The sequence below is a fragment of the Roseovarius bejariae genome (assembly GCF_009669325.1).
Classification (GTDB): Bacteria; Pseudomonadota; Alphaproteobacteria; order Rhodobacterales; family Rhodobacteraceae; genus Roseovarius; species Roseovarius bejariae.
The window spans coordinates 2,511,807-2,536,332 of record NZ_SZWE01000001.1 but is presented as its reverse complement, the minus strand read 5'-3'; the positions used below and the strand labels follow the sequence as shown (position 1 = coordinate 2,536,332).

Genomic DNA, 24,526 nt, shown 5'->3' with positions numbered 1-24,526 from the left:
ATCGTCAGCCCCGGCAACCCCCATCGCGAGATTATCGCCTAGCTTAGCTCGGACAGGATCGCCCGGTGCAGCGCGGGATTGGCCGTTACCACGCCGTTCAGCAGGGGTTCGGCATTGTTGAAGCAAAGAGGGTTGCCCTTGCGATCACTGGTCACCGCCCCGGCCTCGCGCAGGATCAGGTCACCTGCGGCGATGTCCCATTCCCAGCTGCGCCGCAGGGTCAGCATGGCATCGAACCGCCCCTCGGCCACGAGGCTGAGCCGGTAAGCCAGCGAGGGCCGGTGCGCGCGGGCCACGTCGGGCACACGCCCGGCCTTCCAGTTCCCGGGGTCAAGGTTTGGTTTCGCGGCGATGACATGGGCACCGGAAAGGCGGCTGCGGGTGCTGACGGTGATCGGCGCATCGTTCAGCGTCGCCCCCTGCCCCGCGGCGGCGGCATAAAGCTTGTTCCGCAGGGGCAAATAGATCACCGCCGCCGTGACGATGCCCGCCTCGGCCACGGCCAAAGAATGCGCCCAAGTGGCCGAGCCGTCGATGAAACTGCGGGTGCCGTCGATGGGGTCGATGATGAACACATGCTCGCGCCCCAGACGCGCGGCGCCATCCTCGGTTTCTTCCGACAACCAGCCATAATCGGGCCGGGCGGCGCGCAGATCACGCTCTAGCATCTCGTTCACGGCCATGTCGGCCTCGGTCACCGGGCCAAGGCCGCCGGGCTTGTCCCAGCGCTTGGCGCTGTCGCCGGTATAGCGCGTGGCGATCAGGCCCGCCTCCTGCGCGGCCTCGATCAAAAGGGGCAGATCACTCGCCGGCAAGGGTCAACCCCTCGACCAGAAGCGACGGCACCACCCGGCTCAGCCATGGGCGGGCGTCGTTTGCAGGCGTCATGCGGCGCAGCATCTCGGGCAGCGACCCGGCGATGGTGATCTCGTTGACGGGATGCACGACCTCGCCGTTTTCCACCCAGAACCCGCTGGCCCCGCGCGAATAGTCGCCGGTGTTGGGGTTGATCGTCGCGCCGATCATCGAGGTCACGATCAGGCCCGTTCCCATTTGCGCGATCAGGTCCTCGCGGCTTTGCGCGCCCTGGGTCAGCGCCACGTTCCAATTGCCCGGACTGGGGGCCGAAGAGGTGCCGCGCTTGGCGTTGCCGGTGCTGTCCATCTCAAGCTTGCGGGCATTGGCAAGGTCCAGCGTCCAACCGGTCAGAACCCCATCGTCCACCAGTGCGCGTTTGCGCGTCGGCAGGCCCTCGGCATCGAAGGGGCGCGAGGCCATGGCGCGGGGGCGGTGCGGGTCTTCGATCAGGGACAGACCCTTGGGCAGAACCTCCTCGCCCAGCTTGCCCAGCAACCACGACGACCCCCGCGAAATGGCCGCGCCATTGCTGGCCGCCAGAAGATGCCCGATAAGCGAGGCCGCGATACGTTCATCGAACAACACCGGATAAGCGCCAGTGCGCGGCTTGCGCGCGCCCAGTTGGCTGACGGCGCGTTCCCCGGCGGTGCGGCCGATGTCTTCGGCATCGCGCAGGTCGGCCTGAAAAATCCGGCTGTCGCCATCGTGGTCGCGCTCCATCCCGGTGCCTTCGCCGGCGATGGCGACGCAGCCCAGCGCCCGGTCGGTGCGCCTGTACCCCCCGGCAAATCCATTGGTCGCGGCCATGTAAATCTCACGCGCGGAATAGCCCGCGCTGGCCGATTGCACCTGCGTCACGCCCTCGACGGCCTGCGCCGCCGCCTCGGCCCGGCGGGCATCGTCCTGCAAGGCCCCGGGCGCGGGTTCGGGGCTGTCATCGGCCAGTTCCAGCGCCGCGATATCCCAATCCTGCGCCAGTTGCGAAGGGCCGGCCAGACCGATGAAGGGGTCCTCCGGCGCCTCGCGCGCCATGGCGACGGCCCGTTCGGCCAGTGCTGTGATGGTCTCGGGGCGTTCATCCGAGGACGACACGCAAGCCTGCCGCTGCCCCACCAGAACGCGCAGCCCCAAATCCACACCCTCGGCGCGCTCGGCCTGTTCCAGTTCTCCGCCGCGTACGTCGATACTCAGGGACGTGCCGCGCACCGCCATGGCATCGGCGGACTCGGCCCCCGCGGTACGAGCGGCCTCCAAAAGCGCGTGGGTAAGATCATCCAGCGGTCGGGTCATGCGATGGGCCTCCTGTTGCCGAACAGGAGGTAGCCCCGCAAATACGAAATTGCAACGTGGCCCGTCAGGTCAGCCATTTCGCCGCGTGCTGCCCGGCCCATAGCCCCGTGGCGAAGCAGGCTGTCAGAAGGTACCCCCCCGTCGGCGCCTCCCAATCCAGCATTTCCCCGGCAGCGAAGGTGCCGGGCCGGTCACGCAGCATCAGCCCCTTGTCGAGTGCATCGAACCGCAGCCCGCCCGCTGTCGAAATCGCCTCGTCCATGGGGCGCGGGCCTTGGTGGGGGATGGGCAATGCCTTGAGCACCGGCGCCAGATCCTCCGGCAAGGGGCGGGCGAATTCCATCAACAGCGCCTGTTTCACCGGGTCCAGCTTCAGCGTCTTGCGCAGGTGGTTCTTGAGGCTGTCCTTGCCGCGTGGGCGGGAAAGCCGTTGGCGCACCGTGTTCACGTCCAGATCGGGCAGCAGGTCAAGGACCAGCGGCGCGCCCTCGCGCATTGCTGCGGACACTGAATAAATACCGCCGCCCTCTATACCCCGCTCGGAAATCACGATCTCACCGCGCGAGGTGATCGCCCCTGCATGCAGGGCAACGCCTTTGACAGGGGTGCCGAAATGGCGGCGCATGTGATCGGACCACGCCACCTGGAATCCCATATTGGCAGTTTTGAAGGCGGACACCGCATCCGGCATGTACCCGGCCCATGCGCCATCTGACCCCAAACGTGCCCAACTGGCCCCGCCACAGGCCAAGACGGTGGCATCCGGCGTCAGGCGCAGGCGCCCCTCGGGCGTGTCCATCAGAACGGTTTCCCCATCCCATCCGGCCCAGCGCCAGCGGCGGTTGAGGCGCACACCCTGCCCCTCCAGCCGGGCCAGCCATGCGCGCAGAAGGGGCGAGGCCTTCATCGCCTTGGGAAATACCCGCCCCGTGCTGCCGGTGAACAGCGGCTGGCCCAATCCCTCGGCCCAAGCCATCACGTCACGTGGGCCGAAAGCATCAAGCATCGGACGCAACGCCTGTGCCGCATCGCCATAAGCGGCGAGGAAGGCCTCGGCCCCTTCATCTTTCGTCAGGTTCAGCCCCGATTTCCCCGCCATCAGGAACTTGCGCGCGGGTGACGGCTTGGCCTCGGCCACGGTCACGTCATGGCCCGCCTGCGCCAAAGCCTCCCCCGCCATCAACCCGGCGGGGCCCGCGCCGATGATCAGGGCGCGGCTCATACCGCCGGGGGCTCGCCCTTGTCCAGACCCACGTGATGCACAACGCGCTGCGGGAAGGGGATTTCGATACCGTTGTCTTTCAGGACGTTCCAGATGGCGAACATCACCTTCGGGGTGAACTTGTTCTTGCCGTCGTCGATGCCGTTCACCCAGAACTCGACACAAAACTCCACCCCGCTGTCGCCAAAGGCGCGCAATTCGCAATCCGGGCCATCCGGCTCTTGCAGGATGAAGGGCAGATCCGACACGGCCTTTTCCACCATGGGCGGGATCAGGTTGATGTCGGTGTTGTAAGACACCGAGAACGGCGCCTCGTAGCGATTGGCGCTGCCTTGGTCCGAGTAGTTGACCACCCGCGTCGTGATGAAATCCTCGTTCGGGACCACGATCCAGCGACCATCGAAGGTTTCCAGGAACATCGCCCGTGCGGTGGTTTTCACGATGGTCCCGGCCTCGCCGTTGTCCAGCTCGACATAGTCGCCAACCGTGGCCTGCCCTTCCAGCAACAGGATCACGCCCGAGATATAGTTCGACGCGATCTTTTGCAGGCCGAACCCGAGGCCCACACCAATCGCACCGCCCAAGACCGCCAGCGAGGTAAGCGGTATCCCCATGATGTTCATCAGGATCAGGAAGGCGGCGCCGAAAATCGCGATCTCGGCAGCCTTGGCCGCCAGTTGCCGGGTGGCCGGCCGCATTTCTTGCTGGGATTCGATATAGGTCGAGGATTGATCGTTCGACCAGCGCCCCAACCAGAACACCACCGCGCCCATGACCACGCCCTTGATCAGCCAGAGCAGATCGAAGGACATGTTGCCAAGCGGTACGATGGTCGCCTCAAGCCGCTCGGTCACCACCTCCAGCAGGCCAACCGCGTGCAGCGCCGCCACCGGAATCAGGATGTATTTGCCAAGGACCTTGAGGAACGGATCGCCGATGATGTCACGCACGAGGATATGCGCCGCCAACAGCAGGAACACCCGCTTGCCGAAGGCGATCACCGCGCCGCTATCGAACAGCGACCGCGTGACAGACTCACCTATACCGGTAAAGCCATAGGCCAGCATTGGCAAAAGCAGTGGCACGAAGATCAGCAAGAAGCGCCGGATGTTGGAAAACACGCCTTGCTGCGTCTCATCCGGGCTGAGAAGACGGCCCAGCCACGGCTTGAGTTTCCGGCTCAGAATCACCGCCAACAGGTACGACCCGATCAACAGCCCGAACTGTGACCACGCTGCGGGGCTCATCAACCAGCCCTGGGCCACCTCCCATCCTTGCAAGGCATACCCCCAGGCTTGCTGAACGATCTCGGGTTGCGCGTCCCACTCCATACCAAACACCTCTTGCCTTTTGGCCCGTCACCGGCATCCTCTTGCCCGTCTCAAGCCCAAGGATCAAGAAAAAGCGATGGATCATCCGATTTGCCCGCTTTGCGGGCGCCCCATTCCACCCGACGCGCGGCAAAGCCTGCACCACCTTGTGCCCAAGCTGAAAGGAGGCAAGGGCGGACCGACGGTTTTGTTGCACCAGATCTGCCACAACGAAATCCACGCCACCCTGACCGAGGCCGAACTGGCGCGTGATTTTTCGACGGTCGAGGCCCTGCGCACCCATCCTCGTCTGGCCCGGTTCATCAACTGGATTGCCAAGCGCCCCCCGGGCTTTCACTCGAAAACGCCGGGAGGGCGGCGGAAACGCTAGGCTCAGACCTTGATCGCACGACAAAAAGGCGCATCTTGACCGCAACAAGAGGACAAAGCCCATGCCACTGACCCGCCGCAGATTCCTTGCCGCCACCACGGCGCTGGCCGCCCTGCCACACACCGCGCTGGCCGCGCCCCGGAAAGACCTGACCGCCGCGCCCGCGACCCGGCAATTGGCCCCGGAGGGCTATGCCGCCACCGATGTCTGGGCCTTCAACGGGCAGGTGCCGGGGGAAATGCTGCGCTATACGCAAGGCGATACGCTGGATGTACGACTGGTCAACGCACTGGAGGCACAGGATACGACAATTCACTGGCACGGGCTGCGCCTGCCCAATGCGATGGACGGGGTGCCGGACCTCACACAGGCGCCCGTCGCGCCGGGCGAGACCTTCGATTATCGGTTCAAGCTCAATGATGCCGGGACCTTCTGGTACCACCCGCACACCAATTCGGCCGAACAGGTCTCGCGCGGGATGGCCGGGGTTCTGGTGGTCGAGGAGCCCGAGGCCCCGGACGTGGACGACGACCGGGTTCTGGTGCTGGACGATTGGCGGATCGCCGAGGATGCGGTGATCCATCCCTCCTTCGGGGCGTGGCACGATATGTCCCACGCCGGTCGGTTGGGCAATTACATCACCGTCAACGCGACACCCGAACATCGCCAGACGGTGCGCCCCGGCACGCGATTGCGCCTGCGGCTGGTGAACACCGCCACGGCACGGATTTTCGACCTTCGGTTTCGTGGCCTCAAGGCTTGGGTTGTGGCGCATGACGCCATGCCACTGGATACGCCGGAACGCGTGGATCGCGTCACCCTCGGCCCTGCCCAACGCACCGACCTGATCGTCGATATCACCGCCGAAGCGGGTGACGAGGCGATCCTTGCCTCGGTCGAACGCGAAGGGACCTTCGCACTTGCCACCTTCCCTGTGGCTGGAACCGCGCAAAGAACCCGCCCTGCGCCCTTGCCCCTGCCCCCGAACGATATGCCGCAAATAGACCTGGAAAACGCCCGCGCTGTGCCATTACTCATGGAAGGCGGTGCCATGCGCGGGTTGCCCGAGGGCGGCACGTATGAGGGGAAAAAGATGGACATGGGCGCCCTTGCCGATGCCGGGCAATTCTGGGCCTTCAACGGACAGGTGGGCATGGGCGATACACCACTTCTTGCAGCTTCCATGGGGGAAACCATCCGGGTTCCGATCACCAACAACACGGCCTTCCCGCACGCCATGCACCTGCACGGGATGCATTTCCGTGAAGTGTTCGGAGAGGGCTTCGGCCCATGGCGCGACACGATCCTCGTGGCCCCGGGAGAAACCCGCGAGGTCGTGTTCAACGCCCACAACCCCGGCGACTGGATGTTCCATTGCCACATGCCCAGCCACCAGATGTCAGGCATGATGAACTGGATCAGGGTGAGTTAACGCAGACCGAGCACCATCGGGGGCCAGCCCCCGAACCCCCGGGGTATTTGTGCCAAGAAAAAGCCAGGCGCCTTAGCCCACGTCGGTGCGCCCGCGCCGATCCATCCGCAGCGCGGCGTAAAGGACGTGGGTGCGCCAGCGGCCGTTGATTTGCAGGTAGCTTTGCGCGACGCCCTCGTATTTGAAGCCGCATTTTTCAAGCAACCCGCGCGAGGCGGTGTTTTCCGGCAGGCAAGCCGCTTCGAGCCGCGACAGGTCGAGCCGCCCGAAGGCGTGGTGGACCACCGCCTGCAAGGCCTCGCGCATGTAGCCGTGCCGCGCGAAGGGCTCCCCGATCCAATAGCCAAGCGTGCCGGCCTGCGCCGGGCCGCGGCGGATATTGTCGAGCGTGATCGCCCCCAAAAGCCGCTCGTCCTCGCGCCGGACCAGGAACAGTGGTAGGGCCGAGCCATTGGTGATCGCCCTCTGCGCCCAATACACCCGGTTGGAAAACCCCTTGCGCGTCAGGTGGTCGGCGGCCCAGACCGGCTCCCATGGAATGAGGAACTCGGCGCTTTGCTCGCGCAGCGCGGCCCAGTCGCGGAAATCGATCAAAAGCGGCTGCCGCAGGGTCAGGCGCTCGGTCTCGATCCGGACTTTCCGGCGCGGGATGAACATTACGCCGCGCGCCTGTCCTGAAGCGCCGCAAGGCTGGGCGCGGCCTCGACCGGACCATATAGCGCCATGGCGGCGGGCGCGGTGGTGGCAGTGGTTTCGGCCAGTTGGCGGACCTCCGACAGGGTCACCGCGTCGATCCGCTCGACCACCTCTTTCAGGTCCGGCACCCGGCCCCAGATCTGCATCATCCGCGCCAGACGTTCGGCCCGGTTCGAGGGGCTTTCCAGCCCCATCAGCAACCCGGCCTTCATCTGGGCGCGGGCGCGTTCCACCTCCTCTTGGCTGAGGTCATCGGCGGCGCGCTTCATCTCGTCCACGGTGATCTGTGCAAGATGCGCCATTTCACCGGCAGAGGTGCCGGCATAGATCGTCATCATGCCTGTATCGGCATAGGCCCCGGCCTGCGCGAAAATGGTATAGCACAGCCCGCGCTTTTCGCGGATTTCCTGAAACAGTCGCGAGGACATGGAGCCACCGAGGGCCGAGGCGTAAATCTGCGCCGCGTAAATCTGTGGGTGGCCGTAATCGGGGCTTTCGAACCCGAGTGTGAAATGCGCCTGTTCCAGCGACTTCACGTGCCGCGCCTCGCCGCCCTTGAACCGTGCCGTGGCGGGCTCGAACGCGGGTTTGGCAGGCATATCGCCAAAGAGCTTCTCGGCAGCACGTACGAGCGCCTCGTGATCCACGGCACCGGCCGCCGACAGGATCATCTGACCCGGGCCGTAATGCTCATCGACAAACCCAACCAGATCATCGCGCGTAAACCCCTGCACCCGGCCCTCGGGGCCAAGGATCGTGCGACCAAGCGGATGATCGGGATAGGCCTCTTCCTGAAGCCAGTCGAAGATGATGTCGTCAGGCGTATCCTGTGCCTGCCCGATTTCCTGCAGGATCACACCGCGCTCTACCTCGATCTCGCGCGGATCGAAGGTGGGATTGCGCAGGATGTCGGCCACCACATCTAGGGCAAGCGGCACATCCTCTTGCAGGACACGCGCATAATAAGCCGTCACCTCGCGGCTGGTATAGGCGTTGATATAGCCGCCCACATCCTCGATCGCCTCGGCGATCTGTAAGGCGCTGCGCCGCTCGGTGCCCTTGAAGGCCATATGCTCCAAGAAATGGGCGATGCCGTTCTGTTCAGCCCGTTCGTGCCGGGCGCCTGCCATGACCCATACCCCGATGGCCGCCGATTGCAGCCCCGGCATGGGTTCGGTGACGATGCGAAATCCGTTGTCCAGCGTGGTCAGATTGACACTCAATGCGCGGTCCGTTCCTTGATCAGGGTTTCCAATGCGCCCAGGTCGTTCTCGACCCGGGTCACGCGTTCCGACCGCTCATACAGGTCGGCCATACGCTCGGGCAAGGGGGGATGCATGCCGCTGGCCTCTTCGACCGCGGCGGGGAACTTGGCGGGATGGGCCGTGGCCAGCGTGATCATCGGGGTGCCGGTCTGGCGCTGTTCTTCGGCCACCTTGACGCCCACGGCGCTGTGCGGACACAGCAACTCGCCCATCCCGGCCCAAGCCTTGCGAATGGTGGCGCGGGTTTCATCCTCGTCACAGCGGCCCGAGTCGAAACTTTCGCGCAGGGCCTGAAGCGCGCCTTGGCTGACGCTGAAGCCCCCGGCCTTCAGTTCATCCATCAGTTGCGCCACCGCCGCGCCATCTTGGTTATAGGCGTAATAAAGCGCCCTCTCGAAGTTCGAGGACACCTGAATATCCATCGACGGGCTGATCGAGGGGATCACGCCATCGGGTTTGTATTCGCTGGTCGAAAGGCAGCGGTGCAGGATATCGTTCTGGTTCGTCGCCACCACCAGACGGTCAATCGGCAGGCCCATCCGCTTGGCGATGTAGCCTGCGAAAATGTCCCCGAAATTGCCGGTCGGCACTGTGAAGCTCACCTTGCGGTGCGGCGCACCCAACGCCACGGCAGAGGTGAAGTAATAGACCACCTGCGCCAGAACCCGCGCCCAGTTGATCGAGTTGACACCGGCAAGGCCCACCGCATCGCGGAAGTCGAAATCGTTGAACATATCTTTCACCCGGGCCTGACAATCGTCGAAATGTCCGTCCAGCGCCAAGGCATGCACGTTGTCCTCCGCGGGCGTCGTCATCTGCCGCCGTTGCACCTCGGACACCCGGCCATGAGGATAAAGGATAAACACATCCACGGCGTCCAGCCCCCGGAACGCCTCGATCGCGGCGCTGCCAGTGTCGCCACTGGTGGCGCCCACGATGCAAACGCGGCTGCCCGAGCGTTTGAGCGAGAACTCGAACAGCTGGCCAATCAGCTGCATCGCGAAATCCTTGAAAGCCAGCGTCGGACCGTGGAACAGCTCCAACAGGAAATGCCCCTGCTCCAACTGCACCAAGGGCGCTCGGGCGGCATGACCGAAGGGCGCATAGGCGCGTGCGATGATCCCTCGGAACTCCTCCTCGGTGAAGGCATCACCGACGAAGGGCCACATCACCCGGAACGCCACTTCCTCATAGCTTTGCCCCTCAAGCGCCGCGATATCGCCGGCGCTCATAACCGGGATTTCTTGCGGCAGGTAAAGCCCCCCGTCACGCGCAAGCCCGGTCAGCATCGCCTCTTCAAAACTCAGAACCGGGGCGTTGCCCCTTGTCGAGATATATTTCATCACGTCTCGCCTTTTGCTGTCTTGCGCATGCGCCACAGGAAATAACCACTCATCACCGCCCAGATCGCGGCCAGGCCAAACCATGTCACGGCATACTCCAGGTGATCGTTCGGGATGTTGCTTGTGTCGACGGGCAGTGGCGTCACGGGGGCGTCGGAAAACGACGTCTTGCGCGCCACCACCAAAAGCGGCTCAGCCTCAAGTTCCCCTGCCATCTGCTCTAGGTCGCGGGCAAACCACGTGTTGCCCTCAACATCGTTCTCAGGGGTTGAGGAATTGCGATCATCCGGCCAATGCACATTGCCGCGCACCATCACCTCGCCCTCGGGGGCGGCGGGGATCTCTTGCGCCACCTTGATGAACCCGCGGTCCAACAGGATACGGCGCCCGCCCGTATCAAACGCAGAAATCACGCGATACCCCGCGCCGACCTGCTTTTGGCTCACCAAGACGCGCAGCGCCTTGTCGCCCACCGTGCCACTTACCTCAACCGGCAAATAGCGGTCTGCCTCAGGGTCCAACTGCGCGGGCAGTGCTACAGGTTCGGCCGCGATCCGCGCCTCGATATCGGCCAGAACCCCCTCTTTCCACGCCAATCTCTGAGTTTGCCATACACCCAATGACACAAGCACCGCGATACCGGCGAGGCCAAGGATCAAGGGAAAAAGATAGCGTGCCAAAGTCAGGCTCCGTTTAACGACGAAAGCGCGCGACGGATCGCGCGCTTTGCTTTTTGCGTCTCAGGGGCGGAATTGCAACCGCCCCTTTTTGCGCTGACGTTTAGCCGCCCCAGATATAAACGGCGGCGAACAGGAACAGCCATACGACGTCAACGAAGTGCCAGTACCAAGCGGCCGCTTCGAAACCGATATGCTGTTCGGGCGTGAAATGGCCGCGCATCACACGCATCAGGCAAACGAACAGGAAGATCGTGCCGATGATCACGTGCGCCCCATGGAACCCGGTCGCCATGAAGAAGTTCGCGCCATAGATATTGCCCGAGAAGCCAAAGGCGGCGTGACTGTATTCATAGGCCTGGAACACGGTAAAGATCGCGCCCAGTGCGATGGCAATGATCAGGCCCCACTTCATGTCCTCACGGTTGTTTTCATGCACCAAAGCGTGGTGCGCCCATGTGGCAGCCGCGCCCGAGCACAACAGGATCAGGGTGTTGATCAGCGGCAGGTGCCAAGGATCGAAGGTTTCGATCCCGGCCGGCGGCCAAACCCCATCCACCGCGGGGCTTTGCGGACCCATCGGGTACATGGCGTGTTTGAAAAAGCTCCAGAACCACGCGGCAAAGAACATCACCTCGGACATGATGAACATGATGAAGCCATAGCGCAGACCGATCCGGACAACCGGCGTGTGATCACCCGTTTCCCCTTCATGGACCACATCGGCCCACCAGCCGAACATGACATAGAGCACGCCGACAAAGCCGATCAGGAAAACCCACGGCTGGTTGTTGTCGACTTGGGGCGACATCCAAAGGACAGCGCCGAAAAGCATAATGAACCCGGCCAACGACCCCATAAAAGGCCAGATGGAGGGGGGCAGAATATGATAGTCGTGATTTTTCTCGTGTGCCATGGCGCGTGTTTTTCCCTCGTGGCGTCTTAGTTCAAGTTTTTATCGGTTTTACTGTCTTGATCAAGAGCGGCCTGTTGTTCCTCTTCGGGCAGGTCGATCTGATAGAAGGTATAGGACAGGGTGATCGTGTGCGTATACTTCGCGTCCCGGTCGGTGACGATCTCGGGGTCGACATAGAAGGTCACGGGCATCTCCACACGCTCACCGGGCTGCAAGACCTGTTGGCTAAAGCAAAAACAGTCGATCTTGGTAAAGAACCCACCCGCCTCAAACGGGGCCACGTTATAGCTTGCCTGCCCCGCGATCGGCTCATCTGTGGGATTGTAAGCCTCGTAGAAGGCCAGCCCGGTTTCCCCGATGCGCAATTCCACCTCGCGTTGCAACGGCTTGAACTCCCAGGGGAAGTCGCGCTCCTTGCTGGCGTCAAAACGCACCTTGATCGTTTCATCAAGAATCTCGTCACTTCCAGCGGTTGCCACACTGGTTTCGCCGCCAAACCCGGTTACCCGGCAGAACCAATCATAAAGAGGGATCGAAGCCCAAGCCAGCGCCCCCATCGTCAGCACGACGCCCAGAAGGCGTACAACCGTCTTGGATTTATCGTCCATCGCCATCAGTTCCCCTCCTGCGTCTGGTTCTGCGTCTGTGATTTGACGGCAAATTCGTCATCAGTGACTTTTGCAATGGTCAAAAGGAACACCAAGGCCACAAAGCCACCAAGCACGAGGCCAAGCCCGAGGTTCCGGCTGAACCGCCGTTTGTGCATCTCATGCTGTCTGGACAGGGCCATCTTACCAGCCCCCCAATCCGAAGGGCGCAAGCGCCGCCTCGAAGGCAATCGCGCCGAAATGCGCAAAAAGATAGAGCAGCGACAGCTTGAAGAACTTTTTCTCCACGGCGTAACCATCGGCCTCGGCCATGGCTTCGTCCCGCCGCCAGATATCCACCGAGCCTTTGACGAACAGCGCGTTCAGCACGACCGCCACCGTCAGGTACAACGGACCGCCGACGCCGGTAAACGCCGTGCCCACCGCCAGAATGGCCAGCAGGATGGTGTAGACGATGATATGCACCCGCGTGGCGCGTCGGCCATGGGTGACCGTCAGCATCGGAATGCCCGCCTCGTGGTAATCGCCTTTCATGAACAGAGCCAGCGCCCAGAAATGCGGCGGTGTCCACATGAAGATCAGGGTGAACATCAGCACCGATTCCACACTGATGCCACCCGTAGCCGCCGCCCAGCCGATCATCGGAGGAAAGGCCCCCGCGGCCCCGCCAATCACGATGTTCTGCGGCGTCCAGCGTTTGAGCCACATGGAATAGATCACCACGTAGAAGAAAATGGTGAAGGCCAGCAGCGCCCCCGCCAAGAGGTTGGTTGCCAGCGACAGCATCACCACCGCGAAGCCTGACAGCGCGATCCCGATGGCAAAGGCCTCGTCCTCGGTCACCTTGCCCGAGGGGATCGGGCGCTTTTGCGTGCGCTTCATGATCCGGTCGATATCGGAATCCCACCACATGTTGAGCGCGCCCGAGGCGCCGCCGCCCACGGCGATGAACAGGATCGCCACGAAGCCAATGATAGGATTGGTCGCGACCGGCGCCGCGTACAGCCCCACGAAGGCCGTGAACACCACAAGCGTCATCACACGCGGCTTCAGCAACGCGAAATAATCGCCGAACTGCGCCTCGTGCGGCTGCGTCTGTGTCGTACTGTTCAGACTTGCGTCGCTCATTGTAGTCTCCGATAGGGCGGCGCGATTCCGCCGCCTGAAACCCGATCAGGGGTGCGCAACCACTGCACACCCGCTGTTAGGATCACTCTGCCGAGGCCACTTCGACAGCCCTTGGCAAGGTCGAAGGATCACCTGCGTATTCCTCAACCGCCCCGGTCAACCACTGCTCATAAGCCTCTTCGCTCACCACTTTCACGGTGATCGGCATGTAGGCATGGTCCTTGCCGCACAGTTCGCTGCACTGGCCGAAATAGATACCTTCCTTTTCGGGTGCGAACCAAAGTTGCGCCAGACGGCCGGGCACCGCGTCCTGCTTCACGCCAAAAGCAGGAATGGTCCAGCTGTGGATCACGTCCGAGCCGGTCACATTCATCACGATGGTCTTGCCCACGGGCACGACCACGGCGGTGTCGGTGGCCAACAGGTATTCGCTCTGGCTGTAGCCGTATTCTTCCAACTCGTCTTTCGCCAGAAGGAAGCTATCGAAGCCGAAATCGTGATCGCTGTATTCGTAGCTCCAGAACCACTTGTTGCCTGTCACCTTGATCGTGACATCCGCATCGGGGATTTCCTGTTGCTTGAACAGGACAGGAAGCGAGAACGCACCGATAAAGACAAGGATCAGGATCGGCACCACCGTCCAGGCGACCTCAATCGGCGAATTGTGGGTGAAACTGGCCGAATTCGGGTTGGACTTGCGGTTGTACCGGACCATCACGAACACAAGCAGCGCGCAGACGAAGATCGTGATCGCCGTGATGATCACGAGGATCATGCCATCCAGCCATTGCAAGTCCCGCGCCAGTTCGGTCGCCGCCGGCTGAAAGCCCGTGGCACCATCGGTCGGTTTGCCAATGATCTCAAGACCTTCCTGCGCGTGCGCGGGAAGGGCTGCGAAGGCGGCCATTGCGGCCAGAAGGCTGGAAAGTCTACGCATTTTTCACCCTGATCGGTTGTAGCATTCTTGCTAAATTCGCGGTTGGGTCCGTATTCATGACGGAATCCCGTTGTTTCATCGCCGTTAGAAACCATATTCTGGGGCGGCAGACAAGAAAGACCATTGCGGCAAACGGACGCTTTTTTGATTTAGATCAAACAAATTTGTCGCACCCCAAGGAACAGGACCCCATGACCGACAGTGCCTTTCGCCCCTTCGACACTTCGCTTGACCGTGACACGGCACTGCGCCATTTGGTGCAGGCCACACAGGGCGCCGACGACGGGGAGCTTTTCCTTGAACGCCGCCGGTCCGAGGCCTTGGTCTTCGATGATGGCCGTGTGAAAACAGCCTCTTACGACGCCGCACAAGGGTTTGGCCTGCGTGCCGTACGTGGCGAAGTCGCGGGATATGCCCATTCATCTGACATCTCCGAAGGCGCGCTCAAACGCGCCGTGGAAACCGCGCGGCTGGCCGTGGGTGATGGCGGCGGCACCATGGCCCCGCCCCCGCCACGAACCAACAGGCATTTATATACAGATGCCGATCCCATCGCCGGTGCGGAATTCCCGGTCAAGCTCGAAACCCTGCGCGAGATCGACGATTTTGCCCGCGGCCTTGACCCGCGCGTCGTACAAGTCACTGCCACAATCGCCGCCTCGCACCAAGAGGTGGTGATCCTGCGGCCCGATGGCTCAGAGGTGTCGGATACCCGGCCCATGACCCGTCTCAATGTCTCGGTCATCGTCGAACAGGATGGCCGCCGTGAAACCGGGACCGCCGGGGGCGGCGGGCGTATCGGCCTAGATGGCCTGATCGACCCCGCCGACTGGCAGGCCAAGGCGCAGGAGGCGCTGCGCATCGCCCTTGTGAACCTGCGCGCCGAAGCCGCGCCCGCCGGTATCATGGACGTGGTCCTCGGGCCCGGCTGGCCCGGCATCCTGCTGCACGAGGCGATCGGCCATGGCCTTGAGGGCGATTTCAACCGCAAGGGCAGCTCCGCCTTTGCCGGGCTGATGGGCCAACGCATCGCGGCGCCGGGCGTCACCGTGTTGGATGATGGCACCATCCCTGATCGGCGCGGCAGTATCACCGTGGATGACGAGGGCACGCCCTCGGGCAAGAACACCCTGATCGAGGACGGTATCCTCGTGGGGTTCATGCAGGATCGCCAGAACGCCCGTCTCATGGGTGTCACGCCCACCGGCAATGGCCGCCGCGAATCCTATGCCCATGCCCCCATGCCGCGCATGACCAACACCTATATGCTGGGTGGGGAAACGGCGCCGGAAGATATCGTCGCCGACCTCAAGGACGGGATTTATGCCGTGGGCTTTGGCGGCGGTCAGGTGGACATCACCAACGGCAAGTTCGTGTTCTCCTGCACCGAGGCCTACCGCGTGAAAGACGGCAAGGTCGGCGCACCCGTCAAGGGCGCCACGCTCATCGGTGACGGGGCCACCGCGCTTCAGCAAATCCGCGCCCTTGGCAACGACATGGCGCTTGATCCCGGCATGGGCAACTGCGGCAAACAAGGCCAATGGGTGCCGGTCGGCGTGGGCCAGCCCACGGTGATGATCGGCGGGCTGACTGTTGGTGGTTCGGCAGCCGGATAGACAACCGCCCCTTCTCTTATCAGGGTTTCGGGATCGTCGTGCGCGCCAACCGCCGGGAGAACAACCGCCCATCGGTCACCGAGATGCCCAGCGCGATGATTGCAAACCCGATCCAGGCCTGCGGCCCCATCCTTTCACCAAGGAAAGCCGCGCCAAGTCCAATCGCGAAGGGCGGAATAAGCAACGTCACCAAAAGCAGGTTGGCCGCCCCCGCCCGGCCAAGAATGGCAAAATACAGGACATAGGCAAAAGCCGTGGACAGGGATGCAACGCCGATCAACGCACTCCAGACCCGCCAAGACAGGTCCGGGGATGGCAGGCCATCCACCATTATGACAACAGGCGCCATCAACAGGCTGCTACCGATCAGCATCCCCAAGGCATTCACCAATGGCGGCTGCCCGGCCAGCGCCCGTCGCCCCCAGACACCGGCCAGCGCATAAGACAGGGCCGCCCCCAAGACCGCCAGCTGCGCCAAGTTGCCGGGATTGAGGCCGTTCAAGGCTTCGGGCCCCATGATATACGCCACCCCCGCCAGACCCAGCGCCGCACCGACAACTTTCTTCTTGCTCAAAGGTTCGTCGGCCAGAAGCAGCCCCGCCAGCAAGGCCGCGAAAACGGCTGTCGTCCCGTTGAGGATTGACGCCAGACCGCTGTCGATGCGCGTCTGTCCCCAGAAAATCAATGAAAAGGGAATAGCGTTGTTGAGCGCTCCCATAATCAGGTACGCCCCCCAGACCCGCACAGATCGAGGAAGGGTCACGCCCTGCAGATGAACAATCGAGGCAAGGATCGGCACCGCAAGGACGACCCTGTAAAAGGTGATGGTGAGCGGCGGCACCTCGGTCAGGGCGACCTCCGCGAAAAAGAACGATCCGCCCCAAACCGCCGCAAGCGACACGAGCATGAAGGCAGACGTCATATCCAGTTTTTGCACGGCTTGCTTTGTCATCGTAATACTGGCCGATTGGTGCGATTGATGAATGATGCCTATTCCGGCCCACGTCGCCGGCACGACCCGTTTCTTGCGCAATACGCCGTCAAATCGCGCGCCCCGTTCATATTTTCGGCCCTTCCTGTGTTTTGCCAAGCGGTACCGATGCGATACTGACGAAATACCGACGTGACACCGACAAGATGACGGTATGCGCCCACAGATAATTAATTATATTTTTCAATGCACTATGGGCAGTATCCGAAAAAACTTCGATTCAGCTGTTTTTGGTTTACCCTCCATTAACCGGCCTCGCTCAATAGTGGTTTTGCAAGAAGGCGGAGCCATGATGACCGAGGATACACATCCTTCCACTCACCCCCCACTCCCACCCACCACGGAAGATGATCGGGTGTCGTGGCTTCGCCTCTTGCGATCTCGCCGTGTTGGTCCCTCCACCTTTCATCGGCTGATGAAAGAACACGGAACGGCAAAGGCGGCGCTTGCCGCTTTGCCAGAGGTCGCCAAAGCCGCAGGTGTCGAAAAATACGAGGTCTGCCCAGAGGGCGTGGCCCGTGCCGAACTACACGCGGCCCAACAGGCCGGGGCACGAATGCTTTGCATAGGGGATCCTCTCTATCCCCTTGAATTGGCCGAAATTTCCGACGCGCCCCCGATCCTGTGGGCAATCGGCAACATGGATATTCTTGGCCACCCTCTTGTGGCCATGGTGGGCGCGCGCAATGCCTCTTCCCTAGGTCAGCGCATGGCCAAAGGCCTTGCCGCAGACCTGACCGCGAAAGGGTTTATCGTGGTCTCTGGTCTGGCCCGCGGCATCGATACTGCCGCACATGCCGCCACGCTCGACACCGGCACCGTGGCCGTATTGGCCGGAGGCGTCGATGTCATGTACCCCGCCGAAAACACACGATTGGCAGAAGACATCGCCAAAACCGGGTTACGCCTGTCAGAGCAACCCCTGGGAATGGTGCCCCAAGCGCGCCATTTCCCTCGCAGAAACAGGATCATAAGCGGGTTGTGCCGCGCAACCATCGTGGTCGAAGCCGCCGCCAAATCCGGTAGTTTGATCACCGCCCGCACCGCCCTTGATCAGGGCCGAGAGGTGCTGGCGGTGCCCGGCCACCCCTTCGATGCCCGTGCTTCGGGCTGCAATATGTTGATACGTGACGGGGCACATCTGGTGCGTAATGCGGAAGATGTAATCGAAGTCCTTGGGCCCGTACAAAATACCATCCAAGACCTTGGAAAACAGGCGGAAATACCGCTCGACCCACCACCGCGGACCGCGCCACCCAAGCGAAGCCTGCAAGACACCGCCGCCCTGCACCAGAAGATCCTTGACCGGCTCGGCCCTTCCCCCTTGGCCGAGGATCAGCTGATCCGAGACCTCAAGGCGCCTGCCGCGAATATCTCTCCCGTACTCACCGATCTCGAACTTGATGGTAGCATCCGCCGCCATGCTGGCGGCTTGCTGAGCCTTGCGGCCTCAAAGGCTGGCTAACCGCCGCAAACCTCAGGAATAACCGCTTGATATTCCGGGCAAAACGCAGGGTCGGCATACCAAACATCGGTGGCCCCAATGGCCCAATGTACCGCCACCCATGTCTTGCCTGACTTGCGGTAAAGCGCCTGCAAACTGCTGCCGTCCATAAACTCGGCATCCAACTGCCCCCGCTTTGCCCCCGGCGTCCGCGCAATCTCAATCATCCCACCGCCGGGACGCTGCGCCCTGACACTGGCAAAACCGACATCACCAGATCGCCGTAGGCTATGCACTACAAACTCCACCGGCTTACCCAGCATCCATTCGGCATGGGGTCGCAGCGCATCCATCAAGGCGCTTCGGGTGTCCGTTCCGCGCTGTGGCTCCTCCCATGCCCAGCCCATCCCGGGCATGAGGACTGCTAAGAAAAATGCCAATCGACGCATCACTCTCTCCCTTGATTGGTACAACCATGACCTGCCCACGCCCCTCAGACAAGCCTGCGATAACCTGCGTTGACAATTCCCCTTGCCACCCCACATGGTCCGACGCCATAAGTCGCTCTCTGTGAGTCGAAAGGAGTTTTCATGCCCGTTGTCGTTGTCGAATCCCCGGCTAAGGCCAAGACAATCAACAAATATTTGGGGTCCGACTATACGGTTCTTGCCTCCTATGGTCACGTCCGTGATCTTCCGCCCAAGGACGGATCGGTCGATACCGAGCATGATTTCGAGATGAAGTGGGAGGTCGGATACGACTCCCGCAAGCATGTCAAAGCCATCGCCGACGCCCTGAAAGACGACAACGCCCTGATCCTCGCGACCGACCCCGACCGCGAAGGCGAAGCGATCAGTTGGCACCTTGAAGAGGCCCTGCGCAAACGCCGCGCCATCAAGAAGGACACCCCGGTTTCCCGCGTGGTGTTCAACGCCATCACCAAGTCCGCCGTCACCGAGGCCATGCAGAACCCCCGCGAAGTCGATCAGGACCTTGTCGAGGCCTACCTCGCCCGCCGCGCGCTGGATTACCTCGTAGGCTTCAACCTGAGCCCCGTGCTTTGGCGCAAGTTGCCCGGTGCAAAATCGGCGGGCCGGGTGCAATCGGTCTGCCTGCGCCTGATCGTCGAACGCGAGATGGAGATCGAGGCCTTCAAGCCGCGCGAATACTGGTCGGTCAAAGCGCTTCTAGCCACGCCCCGAGGGCAGGAATTCGAAGCGCGCCTGACCGTTCTTGCGGGCAAGAAGCTTGATAAATACGACATCGAGAACGAAACGCAGGCCGAACTGGCGGTTCAGGCGATCAATTCGCGTGACCTCAAGGTCGCCTCGGTCGAGGCCAAGCCCACCAGCCGCAACCCCTCGCCCCCCTTCATGACTTCGACCCTGCAACAAGAGGCCAGCCGCAAGTTCGGCATGGGCGCACGCCAAACCATGAGCGCCGCACAGCGCCTCTATGAAGCGGGTCTCATTACCTACATGCGAACCGACGGCATCGACATGGCCCCAGAGGCCGTCCATGCCGCACGTGACGCGATCGCCGACCGCTATGGCAAGGAATATGTGCCCGGCTCTCCGCGGATGTATAAAAACAAGGCCAAGAACGCCCAAGAAGCGCACGAATGTATCCGCCCCACGGACATGACGCGCGATGCAAGCCAGATCAAGGTGACCGAATCCGATCAACGCAAGCTGTATGATTTGATCTGGAAACGCACGCTGGCCTGTCAGATGGAAGCGGCGCGAATGGAGCGCACCACCGTTGATATAACCAGTCAGGATGGTCAGGTGGGCCTTCGTGCCACGGGTCAGGTGGTGCTGTTCGACGGCTTCATGAAGGTCTACGAGGAAGGCCGCGACGATACCGTCGTCGATGACGACGACCGCCGCCTGCCCCAGATCACGCAGGGCGACGCAACCGACAAACGCAAGGTCAGTCCCGAACAACACTTCACCCAGCCGCCGCCGCGCTATACCGAGGCGACACTGGTCAAGAAAATGGAAGAACTCGGCATCGGGCGGCCCTCGACCTATGCAAGCATCGTCACCACGATTCAGGACCGCGAGTATGTCCGCAAGGACAAGAACCGCCTGATCCCCGAGGACAAGGGCCGGATCGTCACGATTTTCCTGCTGAATTTCTTCCGCAAATACGTGGGTTATGAATTCACCGCCAACCTCGAAGACGAGCTTGATAAGGTCAGCGCGGGCGATGTGGACTATAAACAGGTACTCGCCCGCTTCTGGCGCGATTTCTCGGCGGCTATTGCCGAAACCTCGGAATTGCGTATCACCGAGGTACTGGATGTGCTGGACGAGGCCCTGGCCGATCAGCTTTATCCGCCGCGCGAGGATGGCTCGGACCCACGGATTTGCCCCAAATGTGGGGAAGGCAAACTGCACCTGAAAACCTCGCGCACCGGTGGCTTCGTAGGCTGTGGGAATTACCCTGAATGCACCTATACCCGCCCCATCGCTGGCGAAGGGGCCGATGGGGACGAGCGCCTGCTTGGCCACGATGGCGAGGATGAGATATGGCTCAAGGCCGGGCGCTTTGGGCCTTATGTGCAACGCGGCGAACCTACGCCCGAGAATAAGAAACCCCCGCGCGCCTCGCTCCCCAAGGCCAAGGGTGCCTTCCTGCCCGGCTGGTCGCCCGATGATATGACGCTTGAAAAGGCGCTGACGCTGCTGACCCTGCCGCGTGTGATTGGCGAACACCCCGACGGTGGGGCGGTGAAATCCAACCTTGGCCGATTTGGCCCCTATGTCATGCACCAAGGCCCCGAGGATGCGAAACCGGTCTATGTGAACCTCAAGGAATTCCAGGAGGTGTTCGAAATCGGCATGAACCACGCGGTCGAACTTCTGGCCGAAAAGCGTGCCAATCCGGGTCGCGGCGGGCGTGGTGCTGCGGCCAAACCGATCAAGGAACTGGGCGAACATCCTGAATCCGGCGGGCCCGTTAACGTCATGGATGGCCGCTATGGCCCCTACGTGAAATGGGAGAAGGTCAACGCGACCCTGCCCAAGGATACCGACCCGGCAGACGTGACCATGGAAATGGCCGTGAACCTGATTGCCGAAAAGGCCGCCAAGAAGGGTAAAGGCAAAAAAGCCCCCGCCAAAAAGAAAGCGACGGCCAAGAAATAGCGGCCTGCCGTACGTAGTAATCCTATAACGCGCCCATCTTTGCGGTGGGCGCGTTGACTCTTGCCTGCCTTGCCCCGCATACCTTGCCTCGAACCGGTATTCCCAAGGAGGTATCCCCATGAAAAAGGTCTACGGCTCTGCTGCCGAGGCATTGGACGGGCTGTTGCGCGATGACATGCTGATCGCGGCGGGCGGCTTTGGCCTGTGCGGCATCCCCGAACTTCTGTTGCAGGCGATCAAGGAGTCAGGCGTTCAAAACCTGACCTTCGCCTCGAACAACGCGGGCGTTGACGATTTCGGCATCGGTATTCTGCTGCAAACCCGTCAGGTCAAGAAAATGCTCAGCTCCTACGTGGGCGAGAATGACACTTTCATGCAGCAATACCTGTCGGGCGAGCTTGAGCTTGAATTCAATCCCCAAGGCACGCTGGCCGAGCGTATGCGCGCCGGTGGCGCGGGCATTCCGGGCTTCTACACGAAAACCGGCGTCGGCACCCAGATTGCCGAGGGTAAAGAGCATAAGGATTTCGACGGCGAGACCTATATCCTCGAACGCGGCATCTTTGCCGACCTCAGCATCGTCAAGGCGTGGAAGGCCGACACGACCGGCAACGCCATCTTCCGCAAGACCGCGCGCAACTTCAATCCGCCCGCCGCAATGTGCGGCAAGACCTGCGTGATGGAAGTCGAAGAAATCGTCGAACCCGGTGAGTTGGATCCCGACAACATCCACCTGCCGGGTATCTACGTGCACCGCCTGATCCAAGGCGATCACGAGAAGCGCATCGAGAAACGCACGGTACGGGAGGGCTGAACCATGGCATGGGATCGCAATGAAATGGCCGCCCGCGCGGCACAAGAACTCGAAGACGGCACCTATGTGAACCTCGGGATCGGCATCCCGACACTGGTGCCCAACTTTATCCCCGAAGGCGTGCATGTGACGCTGCAATCGGAAAACGGCATGCTGGGCATGGGCCCCTTCCCCACCGAGGATGCGGTCGACCCCGACCTCATCAACGCGGGCAAGCAGACCATCACCGAACTGCCGCATACCTCGTATTTCGACAGCGCCATGAGCTTTGGCATGATCCGTGGCGGCAAGATCGCCATGGCAATCCTTGGTGCGATGGAAGTGGCCGAAAACGGTGATCTGGCCAACTGGATGATCCCCGGCAAGCTGGTCAAGGGCATGGGCGGCGCGATGGATTTGGTGGCTGGCGTAGGCCGTGTGGTGGTGGTCATGGACCACACCAACAAACACGGCGACAGCAAACTGTTGAAGGAATGCACCCTGCCGCTGACCGGTACCGGCGTGGTAAACCGCATCATCACCAACCTTGGTGTTCTCGATGTAGTCGAGGGTGGCTTGAAGATCGTCGAATGCGCCCCCGGCGTCTCCGAGGATGACCTGCGCGCCGCGACCGAGGCAAACATCGTCTGAACAGCGGCATATATATACTGTATGGCGGGCGGTCCCATGGGGCCGCCCGTTTTCATTTCATCGCGATGTTCAGCGCGCAGGCGTCGGTGCTCAGGACAGGCGGGGTTTTGCACAGACTGCGCGCCACCTCATAGGCGGCCAGAACCTTGGGGACATAATCGCGAGTCTCGGCAAAGGGCGGCACGCCCTCGTGCGATTTAACGGCGTTTTCCCCGGCATTATACCCGGCAAGCGCCAGAACCGGATCATTGCCAAACTCTTTCATCAGCCAATCAAGATAGGCCACACCGCCCTTGATGTTCTCTGCGGGCGACAGGCTATCGTTGACGCCGAAACGCTCTGCCGTGTCCGGCATCAACTGCATGAGCCCCTGCGCACCCTTCTGGCTGACCACGGCAGGCTTGCCGCCCGATTCAACCGAGATCACCGCAAGCGCCAAAGCGGGGGAGACACGCGACCCGATAGTGGCCTGCAAAATCTGTGCGCCATGGGTTCGGGCGATATCCTGCACCGTCTGCAACCTCGGCGACCGGACCTTGGCGCCGTCCGGCCCCTCACCAAGAGCCTGCATTGCAAGACCCAGTCGCTCAGCGCCATCAACAGACCGCTTCGGCGAAACTTGCGTCCAGAACCACGCGTATTTTGCAAGTGCAGGTGTTGCCACGGGCGACTGCGCGTCGTTTGCGGCTTGAGGTGCCTGTTCCACCTCGGATTCAATCTGAACCGTAATGCGTTTCTTGGTCCCCTTCTCGGGGGGCTTGCCCATCTTGAAGGTGAACTCGGGAAAAGGTGGCGGATCATCCGCTTGCACCGGGGCGGTCACACAAATCATGATGCCCACTAAGAATGGCGCTAGGAATCGCATGGTTCGGCCTGCTCTGCCTGTGAATTATGCTTGAATTATCGCAAAAGTCGCATCTCTACGCCAGCTTTGTCGCAAAATCGGAAACCTAGAACGCCCAATCCTCCGCCCAGAAAATCCTCAAAATCTAAAATGAAGAAATATTCCACTTAATATATCGTTACTTTTCAGCTACTTATGAGAATTACACTTAAAAAAATACATGCTTACCAAAATGGTTCCATTCCAGACAAAATCCTGCCTGATTTCACTGGCTATATCTGCTCATACCGAGACGGCAGAGGGCCAAGAGAGAGGCGGCCCGGACATCTGACGGAACGGTTCGAAACGTAATGTAACTGATCCTTTGGAGGGACCAACCATGATCAAATTCTTCAAAAACTTCCGCAAAGACGAAGACGGTGCCGTGACTGTTGACTGGGTCGTTCTGACCGCAGCCGTTGTTGCCCTGGGCATTGGCGCACTGTCGCTGATCCAAACCAGCACCGACACGCTGGCAACCGACATCGGCGCAAGCATCGACGGCGGTGCTACGTCCGGCAACGTTACCAACTATGACAACACCGGCACCTAATATCGCTCAAAGCAGGGCCGCGAGCATATTGCTCGCGGCCTCTTTTTAGGAATGGTTGCGAAACTGGCTCATAGCCAAGATTACCGTTCCAATCAAAAGCGGGCAGGTAAAATGAAAAAAATCATGCATAATTTCATCTACGACGAAGATGGCGCTGTGACCGTTGATTGGGTCGTCCTGACCGCAGCCGTGGTTGCGTTGGGAATCGGCATTTTGGTCGGCATCAGCAATGCGACCAGCAACCTGGAAGAAGTGACATCCGAAGCGATCACTTCCGGCGACGACTCGCAACTTCAGTAGTATTCCCGCCTGTATACAGGTGATCATCCTTGAGACGTAAAGTTGGTGAGCGGTCGCTCACCAAGGTGCA

Annotated in this window: 25 protein-coding genes; 9 read left to right on the top strand and 16 right to left on the bottom strand. The window is 61.5% G+C overall.

All coding sequences use genetic code 11. The annotated features are described in order from the left end of the window. Positions 1-38: 38 nt before the first annotated feature. From FDP25_RS12165 to FDP25_RS12150, 4 genes are all read right to left on the bottom strand, one after another. Positions 39-815, bottom strand: coding sequence for an inositol monophosphatase family protein (locus tag FDP25_RS12165; protein ID WP_154152079.1), 777 nt, complete (start codon positions 813-815; stop codon positions 39-41). Next, on the bottom strand, positions 802-2,148 hold the full coding sequence (locus tag FDP25_RS12160; RefSeq protein ID WP_154152077.1) for a TldD/PmbA family protein: 1,347 nt from the start codon (positions 2,146-2,148) through the stop codon (positions 802-804). The genes FDP25_RS12165 and FDP25_RS12160 overlap by 14 nt, the downstream gene beginning before the upstream one ends. A gap of 64 nt (positions 2,149-2,212) precedes the next feature. Further along, positions 2,213-3,370: a TIGR03862 family flavoprotein gene (locus FDP25_RS12155; protein ID WP_154152075.1), complete on the bottom strand. Its 1,158-nt coding sequence runs from the start codon at positions 3,368-3,370 to the stop codon at positions 2,213-2,215. Next, positions 3,367-4,701 carry a mechanosensitive ion channel family protein gene (locus FDP25_RS12150; RefSeq protein ID WP_154152067.1) on the bottom strand — a complete coding sequence of 445 codons (1,335 nt, stop codon included), beginning with the start codon at positions 4,699-4,701 and terminating at the stop codon, positions 3,367-3,369. Before FDP25_RS12150 ends, FDP25_RS12155 begins: the two co-directional genes overlap by 4 nt. 76 nt (positions 4,702-4,777) lie before the next feature. On the opposite strand from FDP25_RS12150, the gene FDP25_RS12145 reads away from it, so the two are divergent. Continuing rightward, entirely contained in the window at positions 4,778-5,071 is a 294-nt protein-coding gene (locus FDP25_RS12145; RefSeq protein ID WP_154152065.1) for an HNH endonuclease, read from the top strand. 61 nt (positions 5,072-5,132) lie between these two features. Beyond that, the gene (locus FDP25_RS12140) at positions 5,133-6,503 is read left to right on the top strand and encodes a multicopper oxidase family protein (RefSeq protein WP_154152063.1); all 1,371 of its coding nucleotides are present in this window, start codon (positions 5,133-5,135) and stop codon (positions 6,501-6,503) included. Between the two features lie 72 nt (positions 6,504-6,575). Here the strand turns inward: FDP25_RS12140 and FDP25_RS12135 are convergent, their stop codons facing one another. From FDP25_RS12135 to coxB, 9 genes are all read right to left on the bottom strand, one after another. After that, the gene (locus FDP25_RS12135) at positions 6,576-7,160 is read right to left on the bottom strand and encodes a GNAT family N-acetyltransferase (protein ID WP_154152061.1); all 585 of its coding nucleotides are present in this window, start codon (positions 7,158-7,160) and stop codon (positions 6,576-6,578) included. Beyond that, positions 7,160-8,422 carry a M16 family metallopeptidase gene (locus FDP25_RS12130; RefSeq protein WP_154152060.1) on the bottom strand — a complete coding sequence of 421 codons (1,263 nt, stop codon included), beginning with the start codon at positions 8,420-8,422 and terminating at the stop codon, positions 7,160-7,162. The genes FDP25_RS12135 and FDP25_RS12130 overlap by 1 nt, the downstream gene beginning before the upstream one ends. Then, the gene (thrC, locus tag FDP25_RS12125) at positions 8,419-9,807 is read right to left on the bottom strand and encodes a threonine synthase (RefSeq protein ID WP_154152058.1); all 1,389 of its coding nucleotides are present in this window, start codon (positions 9,805-9,807) and stop codon (positions 8,419-8,421) included. Before thrC ends, FDP25_RS12130 begins: the two co-directional genes overlap by 4 nt. Next, positions 9,807-10,487 (bottom strand): SURF1 family protein, encoded by a 681-nt coding sequence (locus FDP25_RS12120; protein WP_154152056.1) that lies wholly within the window; start codon positions 10,485-10,487, stop codon positions 9,807-9,809. The genes thrC and FDP25_RS12120 overlap by 1 nt, the downstream gene beginning before the upstream one ends. Before the next feature lie 100 nt (positions 10,488-10,587). Continuing rightward, positions 10,588-11,400, bottom strand: coding sequence for a cytochrome c oxidase subunit 3 (locus FDP25_RS12115; RefSeq protein ID WP_154152054.1), 813 nt, complete (start codon positions 11,398-11,400; stop codon positions 10,588-10,590). A 26-nt stretch (positions 11,401-11,426) separates the two neighbouring features. Further along, on the bottom strand, positions 11,427-12,014 hold the full coding sequence (locus tag FDP25_RS12110; RefSeq protein ID WP_154152052.1) for a cytochrome c oxidase assembly protein: 588 nt from the start codon (positions 12,012-12,014) through the stop codon (positions 11,427-11,429). Then, the gene (locus tag FDP25_RS17070) at positions 12,014-12,190 is read right to left on the bottom strand and encodes a hypothetical protein (protein ID WP_172982795.1); all 177 of its coding nucleotides are present in this window, start codon (positions 12,188-12,190) and stop codon (positions 12,014-12,016) included. The genes FDP25_RS12110 and FDP25_RS17070 overlap by 1 nt, the downstream gene beginning before the upstream one ends. 1 nt (position 12,191) lies before the next feature. Continuing rightward, positions 12,192-13,136, bottom strand: a complete 945-nt coding sequence (gene cyoE / locus FDP25_RS12105; protein ID WP_154152050.1) for a heme o synthase — start codon at positions 13,134-13,136, stop codon at positions 12,192-12,194. An 82-nt stretch (positions 13,137-13,218) separates the two neighbouring features. Continuing rightward, a complete protein-coding gene (gene coxB, locus FDP25_RS12100) occupies positions 13,219-14,073 on the bottom strand; it encodes a cytochrome c oxidase subunit II (protein ID WP_154152048.1) in 855 nt (284 codons plus the stop codon). Between the two features lie 191 nt (positions 14,074-14,264). Between coxB and tldD the strand changes: the two genes are divergently transcribed. Continuing rightward, complete coding sequence (gene tldD, locus FDP25_RS12095; protein ID WP_154152046.1) at positions 14,265-15,689, top strand: metalloprotease TldD; 1,425 nt, start codon at positions 14,265-14,267, stop codon at positions 15,687-15,689. 19 nt (positions 15,690-15,708) lie between these two features. On the opposite strand, the gene FDP25_RS12090 is transcribed toward tldD, so the two are convergent. After that, positions 15,709-16,641 (bottom strand): DMT family transporter, encoded by a 933-nt coding sequence (locus tag FDP25_RS12090; protein ID WP_246175830.1) that lies wholly within the window; start codon positions 16,639-16,641, stop codon positions 15,709-15,711. A 331-nt stretch (positions 16,642-16,972) separates the two neighbouring features. On the opposite strand from FDP25_RS12090, the gene dprA reads away from it, so the two are divergent. Further along, positions 16,973-18,145, top strand: a complete 1,173-nt coding sequence (dprA, locus tag FDP25_RS12085; RefSeq protein WP_154152044.1) for a DNA-processing protein DprA — start codon at positions 16,973-16,975, stop codon at positions 18,143-18,145. Here dprA and FDP25_RS12080 read toward each other — a convergent pair. After that, entirely contained in the window at positions 18,142-18,573 is a 432-nt protein-coding gene (locus FDP25_RS12080; protein ID WP_154152042.1) for a hypothetical protein, read from the bottom strand. The two genes, dprA and FDP25_RS12080, sit on opposite strands and share 4 nt — an antisense overlap. A 141-nt stretch (positions 18,574-18,714) precedes the next feature. On the opposite strand from FDP25_RS12080, the gene topA reads away from it, so the two are divergent. The 3 genes from topA (at position 18,715) to FDP25_RS12065 (ending at position 22,720) form a co-directional block, all read left to right on the top strand. Beyond that, the gene (topA, locus tag FDP25_RS12075; RefSeq protein WP_154152040.1) at positions 18,715-21,276 is read left to right on the top strand and encodes a type I DNA topoisomerase; all 2,562 of its coding nucleotides are present in this window, start codon (positions 18,715-18,717) and stop codon (positions 21,274-21,276) included. A 118-nt stretch (positions 21,277-21,394) separates the two neighbouring features. Next, complete coding sequence (locus FDP25_RS12070) at positions 21,395-22,090, top strand: CoA transferase subunit A (protein WP_154152038.1); 696 nt, start codon at positions 21,395-21,397, stop codon at positions 22,088-22,090. Between the two features lie 3 nt (positions 22,091-22,093). Further along, complete coding sequence (locus FDP25_RS12065) at positions 22,094-22,720, top strand: 3-oxoacid CoA-transferase subunit B (RefSeq protein WP_154152036.1); 627 nt, start codon at positions 22,094-22,096, stop codon at positions 22,718-22,720. Positions 22,721-22,772: 52 nt separating this feature from the next. Here FDP25_RS12065 and FDP25_RS12060 read toward each other — a convergent pair whose 3' ends face one another. Continuing rightward, positions 22,773-23,552 (bottom strand): lytic transglycosylase domain-containing protein, encoded by a 780-nt coding sequence (locus FDP25_RS12060; protein WP_246175828.1) that lies wholly within the window; start codon positions 23,550-23,552, stop codon positions 22,773-22,775. A 391-nt stretch (positions 23,553-23,943) separates the two neighbouring features. Between FDP25_RS12060 and FDP25_RS12055 the strand changes: the two genes are divergently transcribed. After that, the gene (locus FDP25_RS12055) at positions 23,944-24,156 is read left to right on the top strand and encodes a Flp family type IVb pilin (RefSeq protein WP_154152032.1); all 213 of its coding nucleotides are present in this window, start codon (positions 23,944-23,946) and stop codon (positions 24,154-24,156) included. Positions 24,157-24,279: 123 nt separating this feature from the next. Beyond that, positions 24,280-24,456, top strand: a complete 177-nt coding sequence (locus FDP25_RS12050) for a hypothetical protein (RefSeq protein WP_425500513.1) — start codon at positions 24,280-24,282, stop codon at positions 24,454-24,456. Positions 24,457-24,526: the final 70 nt, after the last annotated feature.